Origin of the sequence: Bradyrhizobium jicamae (assembly GCF_018130695.1) — a bacterium.
Taxonomy (GTDB): Bacteria; Pseudomonadota; Alphaproteobacteria; order Rhizobiales; family Xanthobacteraceae; genus Bradyrhizobium; species Bradyrhizobium jicamae_B.
Window position 1 is genome coordinate 1 of the sequence record NZ_JAFCJX010000017.1, and the last position, 17,843, is coordinate 17,843.

A 17,843-nucleotide genomic window follows, 5' to 3' on the forward strand; every position below is an offset into this window, starting at 1 on the left:
ATCGAGCTGATCAGCTTCTACAAAGAGAACCCTGGACTGCTCAAGCGGTAACCCTGCGGCCTACGCCGAATGGATACGATCGACCTGAACTGCGGTGCGATTGCAATAGAAGGAATGTGTCGTCGACAACAAGTTAGATAAGCCGCAACGCTCAGCCAGATTTCATGGTCGGTCTATGCAATTATGCGGCCCGGACTGAATGTAGAAATCGGCCGACCTCTTGGGTAAGCCTGGTACTTTCACGGGATAGGGACGTTGCCGCGGCAAGGACTTGTGCCGACGCAGAGCCGGTTTCACCGGCGCCGCGCTGCACGTCAGAGATATTTGTTGAGACCTGTTGCGTCCCGTGCGCAGCCTGCTGGACGCTTCGAGATATCTCCTGGGTCGCAACACCCTGTTCTTCAATTGCTGAAGCTACGGCAGATGCGATTTCAGACACTTGCGATATGACACCGCTGATTGCCATTATCGCTTCAACCGATTCTTCAGTCGCGGATTGGATGTCGCTGATCTGCTCGCTGATCTTACCCGTTGCTTTGCTTGTCTGTTCAGCCAGCGCCTTAACCTCGGCGGCTACGACCGCAAAACCGCGGCCCGCATCGCCTGCCCTTGCAGCCTCGATAGTGGCGTTTAGCGCTAGTAGATTTGTCTGCCCTGCAATCGCGTTGATTAGTTCGACGACGTCCCCGATCCTGTTTGCCGCCCCTGCTAGTGCACTTACACGCTGGTTGGTATGGCGTGCTTGATGCACGGCTTCGCCGGCAATTCGAGCCGCTTCCTGAACCTGACGGCTGATCTCGCTAACGGAAGACGCCATCTTTTCCGTTGCTAAAGCCACTGAGTGCACGTTGACAGATGCCGCTTCCGATGCTGCGGTAACCTCGGATGTTAATTGTTCGGCACGGTCAGCAGTCGAGGTCAGTGTACCTGCGGAAGCCTCTAGGTCACTCGACGCCAAAGACACAACTTCCACGATCTCGCCGATAACCGCTTCGAAGTCGCGAGTTACATCGTCGAGCCGCCGGCCGCGTTCAATCTTTGCATTGGCTTCGATTGCTACAGCTTGATCGGCCGCGTTTTTGGCTATTAGGGCAGCTTTAAATGCCTGCAGTGATCGCGCCATTAAACCGATCTCATCGGAGCGCTCGCTCGCGGGAACATTGATTTCGTGCTGACCTGCCGCGAGCTTACCAATCACATCGGTGAGCATCCCCAAAGGTCCAACAATACGCCTGCGCAACATCAGAGTCACACCGGCGACTACGCCGAGCAGGCCGATCACGGCCGCTATTGCAAGTGCAAACATAAACGTTGCGCTATCGCGCGCCGCGCTGACGCGCCTAGCGGCCTCCGAGAGCGCAGCATCGCGCACGGTAAAGAAGGTCTGCACCGCAGGGACGATTGCGGCCGCCAGTTGGTTGGGACTGATGGAATACGATCCATCCGTACGAGCGGCCGGCATTTCGTTTTCAACGACTGCGGCCGCGCGCACGAAGTAGGCGTCAATTGCATTTTTGAGCACCTCACTCAGTTGCGGCGGATGACCAAGTTGATCGACGTCAGCTTGGATGCGTTCACGATCTACATCAACGCGACCCTGGGCGCGGTCGATCTGCGAGTATTCGGCGGCTGTGAGCGGCCGCCTTGCACTAATCGCAGGTGAGAGCTTAGCGGCACGGCCGCCGGCCGAAAGCCGAAGATCCTGCGCCACACGAGCGACATTCAAGAGTACAGTCAACGAAGCATCGGCAGTCGTCATCCTGTTCTGAAGACTATTAAGGATCGGCTCGATGGTAGTTATCACCTTGGAGATACCCGCCGAGAAGCCACGTATCGCGGCTTGATCACGTTCGCTTAGCGGCCTAGACAGAGCGCTTTCCGCCCCCGCGCGAAGGGCGACAATCTCAGCGGCGGCTTGTCTCATACCCTCAACGATCGTCGCATTTTCGCTCAGTCCGTCGACGGCCATTTGTGCGGAACTGAGCGCTACGTCGGTTTCTCGCCCCGCCCTCGCGATTGCCTCGAGTTGCGCGGCCGTCGGTGGAGCCTCTTGGAATAGCGGGATGATATACGGCGGGCCGAGGCCGGAAACTCGTTGGGAAAATACCAGGACCGCGCTGAAGGCGTCTACAGCCTTGATCGCCTGCGATCTGTCATAAACCGTCCGTGCTTGCGGAATGAGAACTTCGGCGGCGAGAGTGATCGCCAACGCCATCACGGAAAGCATCGATAGGGTAAATAGCCGACCGATCCGCATTGTGATAGTCCCCCACAGATTTGATCAGTTGAAGTTAAGTAAGGCCGGTTAAGTGGTACTTAAAATCGTCCGTCTAGCGGCAAAAAAACTATACGGTACCGTGTATGTCGGATAATCCTCAGATGAGGGGATGCCCATCGCTAGCCAAAAGAGACTGCAGTCCGAAAGCAGTTCGCCTGGGCAAGTAGTGTGCCGGCGAACCTTCACGTTGGAGGTTTATCATTGAAGGGAACTAGAGAATGGACTCCCGCAGAGGACGAAATCCTGTCGAAAAGCGCGTTGAAAGGGATTCCACCATATCTGATTGCTTCAGAACTGAACCGGACAGAAGCAGCAATCAGGTCACGAGCGTCCCATCTTAGGCTTCTGCTTCACGCGCCGAGGGCGCGACGTAGGCCCGCTCCGAAATACGGGTGAGAGATTGCCTCGAACCGCGTGCGGCAGAGATCAGTGCGAGAGAATGGCTTCCATGCGCCGACGAAATTCGATAAGCTGGCCGGCTAGATAATTGCATTTCATAAGGAAGCGCGGAGTGGGAACCGGTATCGATACTACTATTGGACGGCCCAACGTATAGGTTGCCACGCCGATTGCACTGATACCTTGACCATGTTCTTCAAGATCGTACGCGAGATGCGTGCTGCGAGTGTTTCAAGTTCTTGGATCAGTCGTCTTCCGCTTTTTACAGGAAAAGTTGGATGCTTGGCTAAGCTCTTATCAATCAGCTTCGCGCTCTCGCTGGACGAGAAGATGGCCTTACCATTTGCCGTACAATGGAGCGGAAATCGTTCTCCGACCGCCGAAAGGTGTTCTCGACGCGACCCTAGGCATTTTATTTTCCTGACGGTTCAAACCAGCGCGTTGATCGTGTCCCGTAGCGTGGTGTAACTGGCGGCGGGTCACCGCGTTCTGCGGCAAGGCCGGGCCGGTCAGCTGGCGATAGCCGTGATGCTGACAGTTGGATCATCGTTCAACGGCGCGATGGTTTCCAGCGTCATGTAGCGAGCACGCTGGACGGTCCATTCGTCGTTCTGCTCAAGCAGGATCGCTCCGATGAGACGGACGATGGCGTCCTCGTTAGGGAGGATGCCGACGACCTCGGTGCGCCGCTTGATCTCGCCCTTGAGACGTTCGATCGGGTTGGTCGAGTGCAGCTTGGTCCGGTGCTGCGGCGGGAACGTCATGTAGGCCAACACATCAGTCTCGGCCTCGTCGAGGAAGCCTGCGAGCTTGGGCAGCTTGGGGCGGAGTTGGTCGGCGACCTTGCGCCGTTGGCCTCGTGGCCTCGTGCGGCCTCAGCGTCGTCCTGGGCAAAGGCGGTGGCGATGAAGGCGGAGACCACGCGACGGCCGCTCTTGCCGGCATGGGCCAACACATTGCGCATGAAGTGCACGCGGCATCACTGCCGGCTGGCGTTGAGCACCTTGGCCACCGTGGCCTTGATGCCCTCGTGGGCGTCGGAGGCGACGAGCTTGACGCCGCGCAGGCCGCGGCGGGCGAGCTTGCGCAGGAACGCGGTCCGGAACGTCTCGGCCTCGGATGGGCCGATGTCCATGCCCAGAACCTCGCGCCGGCCATCGCTGTTGACGCCGACTGCGACGATGCGCGCATTCCGGCGCACCTTCACGTACTTCACGTAGGTGGCGTCGATCCACAGATAGGGCCAATCGCCGGCTGACCTGGCTCTTGGAGATGCCCGTCATGCCCATCGCTTGCACCAGGTCGTCGACCGAGCGGGTCGAGACGCCCTGGACGTAGGTTTCCTGCACCACGGCCGTGAGCGCCTTCTCGGCCATCCGGCGCGGCTGCAGGAAGCCTTGGAAGTACGAGCCCTTGCGCAGCTTGGGAATGCGCAGCTCGACCGTGCCGGCGCGGGTTTTCCCAGGTCCGGTCGCGGTAGCCGTTGAGCTGGGCCAGACGCTCCGCGCTCTTCTCGCCGTAAGCGGCCCCGGTCTGGCCTTCGATTTCCAGCTCCATCAGGCGCTGGGCGGCAAAGCCGATCATCTCGCGCAACAGATCGGCATCAGGGGTCTTCTCCGCGACCGTGCGCAGGTTCATCATGTCATCGGTCATCGCTGGGTCCTCGGTTGCGTTGGTGTGTCGCAATCCGATCCTACCGGAGAACTGCCGGTGACCACCGCAAAGCCGCTCGCCCGCTACGGCGCTATCGGGGGCGCGCGTCCGGGCGGCTTTGCTCTACCGAGCTACACCATCACTGGGGACACGACCATCGCGCTCGTGACCATCATAGGACAGGTAAGCGAGTCTGCGCTACCGCGGATGTCTGCGTACCTACGTGAACCACAACACGCTCCAGCGGCGCGTGATCATTTGACGGCAAACAATCCAAACCTGGCGGATGAGCCATCGGCATCCTGCCCAACAACGTTGCGTTGCAGCTTTCAAGAGGGTGATCGATGGCTGGATCGGAAGTACTCAGTGGGATTCAGAGCTCGCTCTTCAGCGTTCGAAGCAGCGCTTCGGCTATCGAGCACGGATACTCCTATGATCGGTATGGCGAGCAATCAGACATCGATCTATCATTCCGTGCCTGGCGGCGCTGACCTACTGGGCTGGTTCGGTCAGGCGCCGAGCTTCCAGGACGCCCAAATCCCCGGTCTGTACCTGCGTCGCAAAGGCAAGAGCATGCTGCGCCTGCACGGATGGATCAACACAGGTGAAGTGGGGAGGACGGGTGGTTCGTAAGCATGCTACCGTCTCACGTTACTCTGCTGCGATGGCTTGCGAGAGAATCCGCGACAGGGCCCGGGCACAGGCCTGAGGTGCATCGCCGACGAAATTGACGTGACCTGCACCCTTGATATGCTCCACATGGATCGAACCGATGCATTCCAATACAGGATGACCGACATATTCGTCCCCGTGCATGTAGATTTTTCGGCATCTTTCCGCGCGAAACTGCCTCAACAATTCGCCGCTGTCCGATAAAGCTACGAGCTGCTTGGAATACATCTGCAGGGTCGTTGGCGATACATTTGACAAATCTCTGGCCCAATCCCGGATGCCAGGATTCTCGGAGCGCTCAGCTTCGTAAATCGCCTTGCTCTTTATGGCCGCGCACTCCGCAGGGGTCATCGCGGCAGCGAAACGTCGACTCATTCCACAATCTTCAGCGATCAGATTTCCCTCGATCGAGGCGATACCCCATACTTGATTTGAGACAATCCTGGAAATTTGTAAGGCAACGGCTCCGCCGAGACTATGACCAGCCAGAATCACATCTTGGCATCCGATCTTCTCTACTTTGCAAGCCAATGTCTCCGCTGCATTCGTGATCGGATCGTCGTGCACGGGGTCGGCCCAGCGTTCTCCGAAACCGGCAAGGTCTTCGGCAATGATGCGATTGTTTCTAGCAAGCGACGTTTACGTAAGCGACGAGAATGAGGCTTTTGAGGATCCGAGCCCATGAATACACAAAATTGTCTTTTTGGACATAGCCTTTGATGAAGTTGTTTGCGGATGCGCCAATCTGGAGCGATGGGCAGCATACCGATGAATATACAAGTGCCTTATGTCAATGTGAACCCTAGACCCACGCAGAAGCGTATCGACCAAAGCAACTTCGCGGTTGCTGGAGGGCTCCCGGCGATGTTGCTGAACGGGTCGGGGCCCCGACCATGCTGGCTGCGGCTGTGACAGAGCCGGACATGGGCGGCCTTCACCATCACCGTGGTGCCGCTCAGCAGAACCACCTAGTGACTCCAGTCGAACTGGTAGGCTTCGCCGGGTGCAAAGCTCAGCGGGACATAAGCGGCCGCGGTCGAATCTGGTTCATCGAACCTACGTCGATGCCGATCGGATCGCCGTATGGCGAGAGCACGGCAGCCGCGCATGTATCGAGCTTCGCCGTCCGCGATCGCCGGTTGGCTGCAGCCTGTTTGCGACGGCGGCATTTGGAGTTCGACGCGAATGCGAGCCGCCACGGGCTGGCTCACAGGGCTTTACGAACCAGAGAACGAACAAATCCCGTCGCATCCTCGATCAATGCTGGCGCTCAGGATGCGATGTCCGATTCTTGTGATCCCGGGCGAGCACGGACCAGTCAGTATCCCCGAAGCAATTGCAATTCAAGATGAATGTAAGCGTGCTTGGCGTAGATATGTCGGTCGTCGTACCGCGCCATAGAGAGACGCCGCTCGGCGATATGGCAAATTTCATAACCCGCGACGATTTTTTATTCGATTCGCTGGAGCAGAAGCTTGAGGCGAGGCGACAGCTTGACACAATCCGGCACCTGTAGATGCCTTCGAAGTTAGCCGCTGTTTGAAGTACTGCTTCTTGCTCGCTAGACAGGTCAATGTTCACCGCCCAGGTGGCCAACCGCTCGGGAGGGGCATGCAATGCCGTTGGTAACTCCAGCCGACCGTTGCCGCGCGTCGCGAGTGAACCGTAACCCGACCAATCCCCCGTCGCGGTACGGGTCGAGCAAGTGGCGTGGAAGATGCTGCCGGAGCCGAGTTCCTTCAGACGAACTATATCCTCGATTGGCCGGCTTTAGAGCCGTCATGGCACGGATGAGCGACCGAGTATCAATCGCCTGCAAATTTGCAAGCCGATTGACCACCAAACCCTAGATAACAAGCGCAATCAGAGCCGCGCCCTCGAATAGCCGGCAAGTCGACCGATTCCCGGTTTTCCTCGCGGCGACGCCGGCCCAACGGTAATCGATGATCATGACGCCGCGCTTGTGACAGAACGATTTTACGGAACTCCGACAGACATCGGGACGGACCATAATGGGCAGTCCGGCGCGACCGGAGCCGGCTAAGGAATGCCCATCCGCCCAACGATTCCCGCCGCTCCCTTGGCATGGCCCTTTATTGCCTGAAGCAATTCCAGCTGCGTGAGCCCTGGAGGAAGAGAGTCCGGTTCAAGATCAGTAGCGATCAGCGTGATGACGTAGTGGTGCTGACCGGATCCTGGAGGCGGGCAAGGCCCAAAATAGACTGTGGTCCCCAGTGTGTTCTTTCCGCCGACGAATTTCCCAGACGGGGTACTGGCCTCACCTTCGGAAAGCCCGGTCATTGAAAGCGGAATTCCGTAAGCGACGAAATGAGAGACACCGACCCCCTCCATTCCCTGCTGGTCGTGCATCAGGAACGCAAGGCTCTTCGTGCCGGCTGGGACACCGGACCAGTTCAACGGAGGCGAGACGTTGTCTCCGAGGCAATTCGGATTCTTCGGATTCTTCCCTCCAAATTTGCTTAACAAGATGCCATTGTCTTCGAAAGCCGGTGAATGGATCTGGAACACCTCTTGCGCGGAGGCCGATCCCAGCCAGGCCAGACAACCCACAATAGTAATCAATCCGAACGATCTCATTACATTGCCCTCCTCTTTTCCGAAATTGCCAGTCGCCCTAGAGCTCGAAGACCCTTTTCTCGGTTCGGTGAATACATGGTCCGGGCCCATCCGCGCCGATCAGGTAATTGTCGCAAATGACCGCGAAGATGGATTCGGTCTCGTAGCCAGGGTGGACCGCCAGATGCATCCCTTCCGAAATGGTCATCGGCTCATCGTGACGGACGAGCGGCCGCTCCACCATGTCGTAGCCCTGACTGTGAGCGTAGAGGCGGATTTCCGGCGGAAGACCTCGGTCAGTCATATACTGGTCGTGGGCTGCTGCGACGTCGCGAGCCTTGGCTCCTGGCTTGAGCAGGGAGAGTGTGTGGTCCTGCGCCGCCTTCACCGCTGCGAAGCCCTCGAGCAGTTCGGACGACGCCTTTCCCAACACCAATGTGCGGGCAATCTCGCAGAAGAAGCCCCCAGGACCATTCACCTCGATGAGCAACGAAAGATGGTCACCCGCAGCCAGCGTTCGGCCTTGAAAGTGACGCCCCATAAAAGGCGAACGGATCCCAACCCTGGCCGACGCGCCTAGAAAGATTCCCTGCTCGCTGCCAAGCTGCTGGGCTTTCATTTGCGCTGCGGAGGTGACATCGATGTCGCGCAAGCCGGGCCGGATCACCGAGCAAACATGGCCGAAAACGTCGTCTTGAAGCGCGGCTGCGCGGCGGATCAGACCCTGCTCCTCCGCACTCTTGACTGCCTTGAGGGCGTCAAGCTCCTCTGTGAGGTTGACCACATCGATGTTGCCGAGGCCATCTCGGAGCACCTGGCTGAAACCGGCGAGAAAACCAGTGCCGTTGGCAATCCCGAGACGACGCACACCGTGCGCGCGCAAATCCGCGACCGCGAGATCGGCGTCGTAGCGAACGGTGTAGTCGATGGACGGGAAGGACGGCGTCGTCAGAATCGTGCCAACACCTCGGTGGACCGGATCCTCACCCTTAAGCGTTCGCCGGCCACCGAAGACACCCATTTCGACCACGGTCATCAGGTCGTCGGCATAGAACAGTACCGTCCTTGGATAGCCGTTGTTGGCCGGAATATCCGTTAGCCATTTCACGTTGCCGCCGAGCCAATCATTAGTGGCCTGAACGACGACTGCATCGACGTCGCCCGCCTTCATCGCCGCGCGCAGGGCCTTCCAGCGCCGGGCCAACTCCTGATCGCTGATCCGGACGGGGATTCGCTCGTGTTGGGTCATGCTCCGGCTCCGGTCGCTGCGATCGAAATTCGGTTGTGCATCTGATCAATTTCTCCCGCAGCAAAAGCACGCAGATTGTGAACCACCAGCGGCAGGAGCTGCTGACTGTAGCTGTCGCTCATGCCGCCCAGATGCGGAGTGATCAGTACGTTGTCGAGGTTCCACAATGGACTTTCGACCGATAGCGGCTCGACATCGAAAACGTCAAGACCGGCACCAGCGAAGCTTCTAGCCTTGAGCCCGGCGATCAGCGCGGCTTCGTCCACAACAGGCCCCCGCGCGAGATTGATCACATATGCGCGCGAAGGCAACGCAGCTAACACATCAGTATTGATGAGGTGACGTGTTTGCGGCGTGTAGGCCGCCATTACGACGAGGAAGTCTGCCTCGGCGGCCGTCGCGACAAGCTCTCGCCGGCTACGAATTTCGTCGAAACCTTCTCCCGTTGTTCGAGCATCGCTGATTCCAATGACCCGCATACCGAAGGCCTTGCACCGGCGTGCAAGTTCTTCGCTGATGGCGCCGACGCCAACCGCGACCATGGTCTTGCCAAGCAGCAAACGCTGCGGCCAACGCTCCCACTTTTGATGGCGCTGGTTGCCGATCATGCGAGGAAGATCCCGCGCTAACGCCAGCATGTGCATAAACGCCATTTCGGACATTTGGGGGCCGTGCACGCCGCGAGCGGAGGTTACGATCACCTCTTTCGAAAGACTGAGCTTCAAGAGGGGATCGATGCCGGTCGTCAGGGCCTGGATCCAGCGAAGTTGTGGTGTCGCTGCTACCAGTTCCGGCGTGATCGTCTGTGCGAGTCCAATCACCACATTCGCTTTCCCCGCTCGGTCCAGGACATCCGAGGCGACGCTACCGGTGTGAAGCCTCACCGTCGGGCAAGCCCGTACGATGCCCTCGGCCAAGCCAGAGACATCTTCCGTGATGAGGACGACTTCGAGTCCGGCTTCAGCCATAAAGCACCTTCGGTAGCCACAGAGCGAGCTGCGGGAAGATCAACAAGAGCGCCAGCAATACAAAGGGCGCGATCAAGAACGGAAGAATGCCGCGATAAATGCTGCCGAGCTTGATGTCCGGCACCTGCGCCTGAATCACGAACAGGTTCATACCGACAGGCGGGTGTATCAGGCCGAGTTCAACCACGATCACGACGATGATCGAAAACCACACCGGATCGTAGCCGTATTGCACGACCAGAGGCAGGAACACCGGAACAGTAATCAGCACCATGCCGATACCCTCCAGGAAGCAGCCGATCACCACATAGGCGACGATGATGATGAACATCACAGCCAATCCAGGCAGATGCAGCGATTTCGCAGTGCTGGCAAGCAACTGAGGCAACTGTGTTTGAACGACGAAATTTGCGAAATAGGTCGCCCCGATGATGATGGCAAAGAGCAGCGAGGATGTGATCACGGCCCCCTCAACTGCATCAACGAGCTGGGCGATCGACAGCCGGCGCCCCAAAATCCCGAGCGCGATCGCGCCGAAGGCACCGAGCGCCGCAGCTTCCGTGGGACTGAAAATCCCGCCGTAAATGCCTCCGATGGTCAAGGTGAACAACAGCACGAACTGCCACGGCTGGCGCAAAGCGGCCGCGCGTTCGCGCCAACTCGACGGTTTGCCAACGGGCGCGAGTTTCGGATTGAGACTTGCGGTCGCCAGCGCCAGCACGACATAGGCCGCGGTTAGAATCAGAGCCGGGAACAATGCGGCCGCAAACAGCTTTGGCACCGATTGCTCTGCGATCGCACCATAGATGACCAGGATAATGGAGGGTGGTACGAGGATGCCGATGCTACCACCAGCCGCGATCGCTCCTGCGGCGAGCCCGTCGTCGTAGTTGGCTTTGCGCATTTCGGGCAAAGCGATGCGTGACATCGTGGCCGCAGTTGCGATCGAGGAGCCGCACACCGCGCCGAAGCAAGCCGAGGCGCCGATGGCAGCGACGGCAAGCCCACCTCTTACCCCGGAGAGCAGTACCCTCGCAGCATTGAACAGATCGGCCGACAGGCGCGTGCTCGAGGCGACGTCCCCCATCAGGATGAATAGCGGGATGACCGACAACGGATAGGAATTCGAAACGTCGAACGGTGTCGTTCCGAGAGTGACGAAGGCTGCCGACCAGCCGTTGATCATCGTGTTTCCGGCGAGACCGACGACGATAAGCGCTGCCCATACCGGTGTCCGCAAGAACAGCAGGGCGAAGAGAGCAAGGACGCCGATTGCGCCCACCCATTGAACGCTCATGCTGGCTCCCCTTCCCGAGCACGAAGGGCCTCGCGCCGCGGAGAGACAGGACGAAACAAAGGACCAAGGGCGCACAACAGCGTCCCGATCAGTCCAACAATTGCGAAGACCCAGAGCACCCAAATCTGGAGTCCGAGCTCGAGCTTACGGTCCCCATAGTCATAGGCCTGAAACGCAGGAGAAATCATCGCCCAGCTGATCAGCGCCAAAAGGCCGATGGAAACGACATCGGACAACCGGATAAGCGCGCGCTCGATCCGAAGACTGACAACGGAATCGACGATGTCGATCACGATATTCTTGCGCGCGAAGAAACTAGCCGACATGCCGTGAAATACGAAGACGACAAGGCATGCCTCGACAATATCGTAGGCACCGTGAATCGGGCTGTTGAACAGAAACCGAAGCGCAACGTCGACACAGGTGCTGCACATCATGATGACGAGCGCGACCATAGCGAGGCGCACCTGAGCATTCTTCAGGCGCGTCGAGAAACGTTCGAGCGGCACAACCACCATGAGGATCTCCTCGTGAACTCAGGCTCGCCAGACCGGGCTCGGCGCACCCCGCGATTTGGCGGTCGTCATTTGGTGTATGCTTCCAGGAAATCGTTTCCGGGTTTGCCGGACTTCGCGAGGTCGGCGAGCGCCCGCTCACGCAGGGGTGCAAGGGTCTCCTTGACCCGGGCAAGCTCGGCGTCCGGCAATTGCGATATCTGGATTCCCTTGGCGAGCATGTATTCGCGTCCGGCCTTTTCGCTCACATCGAAGGCTGCGCCGAATTGTTCGGCCATGGCCGGCCCCGTCGTCTTCTCGATGAGTTGCTGCAATTCTGGGGGGAGCGATTTGAATTTGTTCGGGTTCATCGCAACGGCGAAGCTCGCGGTGCTTACGCCAGGCTCAAGCGAATATTTCAACACAGTAGCGAGATCGAAGCTCTGACAGGCCTCATAGGGAAAAGTCGCTGCGTCAACGATGCCCTTCGCAAGGCTGTCCGCGGTCTCGGCCGGCGGGACTGCCAGCGGCGAGGCCCCGAGGAGCGGGATGATCTGCGCGAACTGCTCCCCTGCGTAACGGACGCGAAGGCCCTTGAAGTCGTCGAGCTTGGTGATCTGCCGCTTGCTGGTGTGGAGCAGCAGAGGGTTGGTCACCGCCATCCAGAGAACCTTCATGCCGGCATGCTCGGCATCGAGATAGATCGGAGCCAACTCCGTCAAACGGCGCGAGGTGACGGCGCTGTTATTGCCCGCCTTTGGCGACACATAGGGCAAGGACACCAGATCCGTCATATGGAAGCGACCCGGGGTCGCGCCATGCAATCCGACGGCAATATCGGCGACGCCATTGCGCACCATGTCGAACTGGCGATTGACCGGGCCGAGCTGCGATGCCGGGAAGATATTGAGCGTCAGCTGTCCGTTCGACTGCTGCGCGAGACTATCGCCCCATTTCAGCAACTCGCGCTGGAAGGTGTGATTGGGTGGAAGATAGTGAGAGACCTTCAATGCGATCGGCTCTGCACTCGCACGCCTCGTGCCGAATGCTCCGACTACAAGCCCCGACGTTGCCCCGAGCAGGGCTGAACGACGCGTGATCATTGCGCTTCCTCCAGGTTTGCAGAGAGTGTCGTCCACTCTCCATGCAGCGCGGTGGCCTCTGCGGACCTTTCAGAACCGTACTGCGTGATGGGCCTTCTGTATTGCATCATGAGACGCAATGCAAGCCTGACAGGCTGAGCTTGGATCAGCGCGATAGAATTCCCTCGACGCGCCGGCGGAAACCAATGAGCCGCTCGGCAAAGCCATCCCGATTCTCGAGGAAACGCTGTGTCGGGACAGGAATTGATACCGCGACCGGGCGCCCGAAGTGATCAAGTAAGGCTGTGCCGATGGCGCTGATGCCGGTGCCGTGCTCCTCCAGATCGTAGGCAAGGTGCGTACGCCTGATATCGTTGAGCTCATCCATCAGGCGCTTGCGGTTGGCGAGCGGATAGTCTGGATGATCAGTGAGACTCTTCTCGATCAACTCGGTGCTTTCTTCTGGTGAGAAGCAGGCAAGAATCGCCTTGCCATTCGCCGTACAGTGCAGCGGAAAGCGCTCGCCGACGGCCGACAACGCGGTGAGCCGATGACGGCCGGGCACCTGATCCACGAAGACCGCGGAGCCGCCGGACAGCACCGAAAGATCGACTGTTTCGCCGACCTCATCGCCGAGGCCAATGAGATGCGGACGGATGATATCGGCCGAACTGGTTCCGACGGAGGCGGCGATCCGTAAAAATCCTAAGCCGATGCGAACCTGACCAGGCCCCGTTGACGTGACCAGGTCTTCGGCCATCAACGCTGCGACGATGCGCTGCACCGTCGAGCGGGCGAGATTCACCGATTTGGCGATCTGACCGAGACTCAAACCGTTGGGATGGCTTTCCAAAGCGCGCAGGATGCTCCCTGCCCGCGCAAGCACCTGAATGCCGTTGGCGCCACGATCCTCGGCGGGCTGGGTCTCGGACGGGCGAGGCTTGAGCACCCGTGATGTGGCTTTCCGCATCTCTTATCCTTCTGATCCGACCGCATGATCGGCGAACTTCGCGAATTTTTCCCGGCCAAGAGGCCGAGCTGCGCTTTGCAGTGGAGCTATCACGGCATTACGCCTGGCTGTACCACAACGCGATGCAAAAGCACGGGATCGCTGACTTACATCTCCCATCGGGGCAACGGTGGTCGGCAATTCCAGTTGACGCCACCCGCAATATGGTACATTCGTATCACATGGCGGAGCTCTTGGAAACCAAAGCTGCCGCCCTGCTAGTCGCCGGTTAGCGGCGTGCGGTGAACAAAGAAGCTTTCAGAAGGAGGACGCATGTCCATCGAGGTGCGTGGCATCAAATTCCAGAGCAACGCCGATAATGCCATGGGGCTGAGGTTTACCAACCTCTCCCACCGCTGGGGCTTTCAGTGCCCCAACTGGCCGTATTTCGAAGACGTCAAGATCGAGCGCATCCACTACATGGCCAAGTCGGGCGTGCTGTCGCAGCGCATCACCACCTCCATGCACTCGACGACCCACATCGATGCGCCCGCCCATGTTGTGCAAGGCACACCTTTCATCGATGAGGTGCCGCTGCCGCATTTCTTCGGCTCAGGACTCGTGGTCTCGATTCCGAAGAAGAAATGGGAGTCGATCACCGCAGATGATCTGGAGAAAGCCTGCGGTCGTGCAATCCGCCCGCATGATGTGCTGATCATCAATACCGGCTGGCACAAGGTCTACGAGGACGGCGACTATTTCGCCTACTGCCCGGGCCTCGTGCCCTCCGCAGCCGACTGGATGGTCGACAAGCAGGTTAAGGTCGTCGGGCACGACACCCAGGCCAACGATCATCCGCTGGCGACCGCGATCGGGCAGCACCGCAATGGGCCGCTGCTGCCGCACCTCAAGGAGGAATACCGCGTCTGGTCCGGCGGCCGCGATTGGGCCGACGATTTCCCGGAATGGGAGCCGGTGCACAACAAGCTGTTCAAGCACGGCATTCTCGGCATCGAAAATGTCGGAGGCGATCTCGACGAAGTCACCGGCAAGCGTTGCACCTTCGCCTTCTTCCCCTGGAACTGGGATCGCGGCGATGGCTGCATCATCCGCCTCGTCGCCATCACCGATCCCAAGCAGGCGTATCGGATCGAGAAGGGCGAGGCATTCTGATGCACCTCAAGCGCTTCGCGGAAGTCAAGCCTTACGACGCCCCCAATCACCGCGGCGTCGTCGGCCTGCGCTTGCAGGGCTTTGAGCCCGGTGGCCCCACCAACCAATGGGTCGGCTTGTCGCAATTCCTGCCCGGCGGCGGCGCCGGGCCGGACTCCACCCCCTTCGAGAAGGTCTATGTCGTGCTCGACGGGCAGATGACGGTGATCGTCGGCGGCAACGAGACCTTGCTCGGCCGCTACGACAGCTGCACCATCGCTCCCGGCGAAGTGCGGGAAATCGTCAACCGCAGCAACGACGTCTGCACCATGCTGGTCGTCATCCCCTATCCCCCAGGAGTCAAGCCATGACCGCGTCGCTGGACTTCCTGAAGGATCCGCTGTCGCTATTCGATATCCGCGGCAAGGTCGCCATCGTCACCGGCGCTTCTGGCGCCTTTGGTGCGTTGGCCGTGCAGGTGCTGGCCGGCGCCGGTGCAAAGATCGTCGCGGTGGCTGGCAACACTGAGGCCCTCAACGAAACAGCATCTTCAGCGCGCGAGCTTGGGGCCGAAGTTCTCACCATCAAGGCGCGGCCGACGGACGAGGTGAGCTGCGAGGATATCGTTCGGCAGGCGGTGAAGGCTTTCGGCGGTCTCGACATCCTCGTCGTCGCATCGGGCAAGAATGACGTCAGCAAGATCGTCGACATGGCTCCATCGCGTTTCCTCGACGTCATGGATGCCAACGTCACGCAGTCGTGGTTGATGGCGAAGTCCGCAGGCAAGCAGATGCTCGCGCAAGGCCGCGGTGGCAAGATCGTTCTGATGTCATCGGCGCGGGGCAAGCTCGGTCATCCGGCCGGCTATTCGGCGTACTGTGCCTCGAAATCGGCGGTCGACGGCATCACCCGGGCGCTCGGTTGTGAGTGGGGCGACGCCGGAATCACGGTCAACGCCATCGCGCCGACGGTCTTCCGCTCTCCCCTCACCGCCTGGATGTTCGACGACACCGAGCGCGCGCGCGAGGTGCGCAAGGGCTTTCTGGCGCGGGTGCCGAAGGGGCGTCTCGGCGAGCCCCAGGATCTTGCCGGTCCGCTGTTGTTTCTGGTGTCGAAAGCCTCGGATTTCTACACCGGACATATCCTTGATGCCGACGGCGGTTACACGGCGGGCTGACGCCCGCCGCGCAGTCATTTGCGATCTACGGAGGCCGGCATGTTGCAACGAATCGGCATCATCGGTGGCGGCACCATGGGACACGGTATCGCGGCGGCCTTCGCCCTGCAGGACCTGTCGGTGCATCTGTATGAACCAGCGGCCACAACGCGTGCCAACATCATACCGTCCATCAAGGCGGCCTATGACCTCCTGGTTGAGGAAGAATTCATCGCTCCAGCGGAGATTTCATCCGCGCTGAGCCGGATCAAGATCTTCGATGAGCTCACGCCAGCAGTGAATGACCGCGACTTCATCGTCGAGGCGATACCCGAGCGCATGGAGTTGAAGCAGGACCTGTTCGCCGAACTGGATCGGCTGTGTCCTCCAGCAACGTTATTTGCGACCAACACATCGAGCCTGCCGCTCGCGCCGATGATTGCGGCACTGCCGGACGCGCGTCGCGGGCGAACCCTAGTGACCCACTGGTACAACCCGCCATTGATCATGCCGCTGGTCGAGATATCGGCGTTTGGCAACACCGCGGCAGAGGTCTTTGATGCCGTCGCATCTCTGCACCAGAAAATCGGCAAGCGCACCGCGAAAATCCTGAAGGATGTCCCGGGTCTCGTTGCCAACCGCATCCAGCAGGCCGTGGCACGCGAAGTATTCTCACTGATCGAACAGGGCGTCGCCGATGCCGCCGACATCGACACGGCGCTGAAATTCGGCCCCGCGTTCCGCTACGCCACCACAGGGCAGCTCGAAGTCGCGGACTTTGGCGGCCTCGATATCTGGCTCACCGTCGGCGACAACCTCCTCGCCGTCATGGACGCTTCTCGCGAAGCGAGCCCGCTCCTGAGGCAAAAGGTTGCTGAAGGCAAGCTCGGCGTGAAGAACGGCGCTGGCTTTTACAGCTACGATGCCGCCGCCATTCCGACCATTCGCCGGGCATTTCTGGCGCGGCTAGTCAATCAACTCAAAGCATCGCGCGCCTATTCCTGAAGATTCGGACGCGAAGATACCAATCAAGAGGAAACTCAGTCATGACCGATACCATCATCACCGTCGCACCGACCGGCGCGTTTCCGACCAAGGAGCACAATCCCGCCATTCCCCTGACGCCGCGTGAGATCGCCGACGATGTCTACGAATGCTGGCAGGCCGGCGCGGCCATTGCCCATTTGCACATGCGCGACGACCAAGGCAAAGGTACGATGGACAAGGGACGCTTCATCGAAACGGTTGGCCTCATCCGCCAACGCTGCGACATCGTGCTCAATCTCACCACGTCCGGCGACCTGAATGCGACGGATGACACCCGTATGGCGCATCTGATCGAGCTGAAGCCGGAGCTTGCCTCCTTCGACGCCGGATCGATGAACTGGATGCACTCGACGCTTTTCATCAACCATCCGGCCTTTCTCGAGAAGCTCGCCCGCGTCATGAACGCGAACGGCGTGAAGCCCGAGATCGAAGTGTTCGATCCCGGGATGCTCTACAACGCCATCCACTACATGAAGAAGGGCGTGTTGCGCGGACCCGGCTATTTCCAATTTGTGCTGGGCGCTGCCGGCGGCATCGCCGCGACGGTCGAGAACCTTGTCTTCCTCAAGAGCATTTTGCCGCCCAATGCCTATTGGTCGGCTTTCGGCATCGGGGCCGGTCATCTGCCGATCTTGTTTGCGACCCTTTCGCTCGGCGGACATATCCGGGTCGGCATGGAAGACAACGTGCTCTATGCCAAGGGCCGCCTTGCCAAGAACAACGCCGAATTCGTCGCCCGCGCCGCGCGCCTCATCCGCGAAGCCAACGGGAGTGTCGCGACACCACCAAGCGCGCGAGAGATCCTCAATCTTTCCGGGCAGCCATCGTTGGCTGCCTAGTACGACCGTATCGCAACAGCGAAGGCGAGAC

The 17,843-nt window shown here is 59.6% G+C and carries 15 protein-coding genes and 2 pseudogenes; 6 read left to right on the forward strand and 11 right to left on the reverse strand.

What is annotated here, in order from left to right; all coding sequences use genetic code 11:
- Positions 1 to 181: 181 nt before the first annotated feature.
- The 3 genes and pseudogenes from JQ604_RS23930 to JQ604_RS23945 form a co-directional block, all read right to left on the reverse strand.
- The gene (locus tag JQ604_RS23930) at positions 182 to 2,257 is read right to left on the reverse strand and encodes a methyl-accepting chemotaxis protein (RefSeq protein ID WP_212362741.1); all 2,076 of its coding nucleotides are present in this window, start codon (positions 2,255 to 2,257) and stop codon (positions 182 to 184) included.
- Positions 2,258 to 2,704: 447 nt separating this feature from the next.
- Positions 2,705 to 3,093: pseudogene (locus JQ604_RS42175) on the reverse strand (IclR family transcriptional regulator domain-containing protein).
- A gap of 93 nt (positions 3,094 to 3,186) precedes the next feature.
- A pseudogene (locus JQ604_RS23945) lies at positions 3,187 to 4,330 on the reverse strand (IS256 family transposase).
- A gap of 432 nt (positions 4,331 to 4,762) precedes the next feature.
- Between JQ604_RS23945 and JQ604_RS23950 the strand changes: the two are divergent.
- Positions 4,763 to 4,963 (forward strand): hypothetical protein, encoded by a 201-nt coding sequence (locus JQ604_RS23950; protein WP_212362743.1) that lies wholly within the window; start codon positions 4,763 to 4,765, stop codon positions 4,961 to 4,963.
- A gap of 18 nt (positions 4,964 to 4,981) precedes the next feature.
- Here JQ604_RS23950 and JQ604_RS23955 read toward each other — a convergent pair whose 3' ends face one another.
- From JQ604_RS23955 to JQ604_RS23990, 8 genes are all read right to left on the reverse strand, one after another.
- A complete protein-coding gene (locus JQ604_RS23955) occupies positions 4,982 to 5,617 on the reverse strand; it encodes an alpha/beta fold hydrolase (protein WP_212363027.1) in 636 nt (211 codons plus the stop codon).
- A 1,425-nt stretch (positions 5,618 to 7,042) separates the two neighbouring features.
- Positions 7,043 to 7,600, reverse strand: a complete 558-nt coding sequence (locus JQ604_RS23960; RefSeq protein WP_212362746.1) for a YbhB/YbcL family Raf kinase inhibitor-like protein — start codon at positions 7,598 to 7,600, stop codon at positions 7,043 to 7,045.
- 37 nt (positions 7,601 to 7,637) lie between these two features.
- Positions 7,638 to 8,828, reverse strand: a complete 1,191-nt coding sequence (locus JQ604_RS23965) for a M24 family metallopeptidase (protein WP_212362749.1) — start codon at positions 8,826 to 8,828, stop codon at positions 7,638 to 7,640.
- Positions 8,825 to 9,796: a D-2-hydroxyacid dehydrogenase gene (locus tag JQ604_RS23970; protein ID WP_212362752.1), complete on the reverse strand. Its 972-nt coding sequence runs from the start codon at positions 9,794 to 9,796 to the stop codon at positions 8,825 to 8,827. Before JQ604_RS23970 ends, JQ604_RS23965 begins: the two co-directional genes overlap by 4 nt.
- Positions 9,789 to 11,093 carry a TRAP transporter large permease gene (locus JQ604_RS23975; protein ID WP_249158600.1) on the reverse strand — a complete coding sequence of 435 codons (1,305 nt, stop codon included), beginning with the start codon at positions 11,091 to 11,093 and terminating at the stop codon, positions 9,789 to 9,791. Before JQ604_RS23975 ends, JQ604_RS23970 begins: the two co-directional genes overlap by 8 nt.
- Complete coding sequence (locus tag JQ604_RS23980; RefSeq protein WP_212362754.1) at positions 11,090 to 11,611, reverse strand: TRAP transporter small permease; 522 nt, start codon at positions 11,609 to 11,611, stop codon at positions 11,090 to 11,092. The genes JQ604_RS23975 and JQ604_RS23980 overlap by 4 nt, the downstream gene beginning before the upstream one ends.
- Positions 11,612 to 11,676: 65 nt before the next feature.
- Positions 11,677 to 12,690 (reverse strand): TRAP transporter substrate-binding protein, encoded by a 1,014-nt coding sequence (locus JQ604_RS23985; protein ID WP_212362756.1) that lies wholly within the window; start codon positions 12,688 to 12,690, stop codon positions 11,677 to 11,679.
- Positions 12,691 to 12,835: 145 nt separating this feature from the next.
- Positions 12,836 to 13,639 carry an IclR family transcriptional regulator gene (locus JQ604_RS23990; protein ID WP_212362758.1) on the reverse strand — a complete coding sequence of 268 codons (804 nt, stop codon included), beginning with the start codon at positions 13,637 to 13,639 and terminating at the stop codon, positions 12,836 to 12,838.
- A gap of 312 nt (positions 13,640 to 13,951) precedes the next feature.
- Between JQ604_RS23990 and JQ604_RS23995 the strand changes: the two genes are divergently transcribed.
- From JQ604_RS23995 to JQ604_RS24015, 5 genes are read left to right on the forward strand one after another with little or no spacing between them, the layout of a single operon-like run.
- Positions 13,952 to 14,791 (forward strand): cyclase family protein, encoded by an 840-nt coding sequence (locus JQ604_RS23995; RefSeq protein WP_212362760.1) that lies wholly within the window; start codon positions 13,952 to 13,954, stop codon positions 14,789 to 14,791.
- The gene (locus JQ604_RS24000; protein WP_212362763.1) at positions 14,791 to 15,141 is read left to right on the forward strand and encodes a cupin domain-containing protein; all 351 of its coding nucleotides are present in this window, start codon (positions 14,791 to 14,793) and stop codon (positions 15,139 to 15,141) included. The genes JQ604_RS23995 and JQ604_RS24000 overlap by 1 nt, the downstream gene beginning before the upstream one ends.
- Positions 15,138 to 15,947 (forward strand): SDR family NAD(P)-dependent oxidoreductase, encoded by an 810-nt coding sequence (locus JQ604_RS24005; protein WP_212362766.1) that lies wholly within the window; start codon positions 15,138 to 15,140, stop codon positions 15,945 to 15,947. Before JQ604_RS24000 ends, JQ604_RS24005 begins: the two co-directional genes overlap by 4 nt.
- A gap of 39 nt (positions 15,948 to 15,986) precedes the next feature.
- On the forward strand, positions 15,987 to 16,931 hold the full coding sequence (locus JQ604_RS24010; protein WP_212362768.1) for a 3-hydroxyacyl-CoA dehydrogenase family protein: 945 nt from the start codon (positions 15,987 to 15,989) through the stop codon (positions 16,929 to 16,931).
- Positions 16,932 to 16,972: 41 nt separating this feature from the next.
- Positions 16,973 to 17,812, forward strand: coding sequence for a 3-keto-5-aminohexanoate cleavage protein (locus JQ604_RS24015; protein WP_212362771.1), 840 nt, complete (start codon positions 16,973 to 16,975; stop codon positions 17,810 to 17,812).
- Positions 17,813 to 17,843 lie beyond the last annotated feature (31 nt).

Bases quoted from the DNA above. Each gene is read 5' to 3' on its own strand.
- JQ604_RS23930 (WP_212362741.1), bottom strand. From the start codon at position 2,257: ATGCGGATCGGTCGGCTATTTACCCTATCGATGCTTTCCGTGATGGCG.
- JQ604_RS23950 (WP_212362743.1), top strand. From the start codon at position 4,763: ATGATCGGTATGGCGAGCAATCAGACATCGATCTATCATTCCGTGCCT.
- JQ604_RS23960 (WP_212362746.1), bottom strand. From the start codon at position 7,600: ATGAGATCGTTCGGATTGATTACTATTGTGGGTTGTCTGGCCTGGCTG.
- JQ604_RS23965 (WP_212362749.1), bottom strand. From the start codon at position 8,828: ATGACCCAACACGAGCGAATCCCCGTCCGGATCAGCGATCAGGAGTTG.
- JQ604_RS23970 (WP_212362752.1), bottom strand. From the start codon at position 9,796: ATGGCTGAAGCCGGACTCGAAGTCGTCCTCATCACGGAAGATGTCTCT.
- JQ604_RS23975 (WP_249158600.1), bottom strand. From the start codon at position 11,093: ATGAGCGTTCAATGGGTGGGCGCAATCGGCGTCCTTGCTCTCTTCGCC.
- JQ604_RS23980 (WP_212362754.1), bottom strand. From the start codon at position 11,611: ATGGTGGTTGTGCCGCTCGAACGTTTCTCGACGCGCCTGAAGAATGCT.
- JQ604_RS23985 (WP_212362756.1), bottom strand. From the start codon at position 12,690: ATGATCACGCGTCGTTCAGCCCTGCTCGGGGCAACGTCGGGGCTTGTA.
- JQ604_RS23990 (WP_212362758.1), bottom strand. From the start codon at position 13,639: ATGCGGAAAGCCACATCACGGGTGCTCAAGCCTCGCCCGTCCGAGACC.
- JQ604_RS23995 (WP_212362760.1), top strand. From the start codon at position 13,952: ATGTCCATCGAGGTGCGTGGCATCAAATTCCAGAGCAACGCCGATAAT.
- JQ604_RS24000 (WP_212362763.1), top strand. From the start codon at position 14,791: ATGCACCTCAAGCGCTTCGCGGAAGTCAAGCCTTACGACGCCCCCAAT.
- JQ604_RS24005 (WP_212362766.1), top strand. From the start codon at position 15,138: ATGACCGCGTCGCTGGACTTCCTGAAGGATCCGCTGTCGCTATTCGAT.
- JQ604_RS24010 (WP_212362768.1), top strand. From the start codon at position 15,987: ATGTTGCAACGAATCGGCATCATCGGTGGCGGCACCATGGGACACGGT.
- JQ604_RS24015 (WP_212362771.1), top strand. From the start codon at position 16,973: ATGACCGATACCATCATCACCGTCGCACCGACCGGCGCGTTTCCGACC.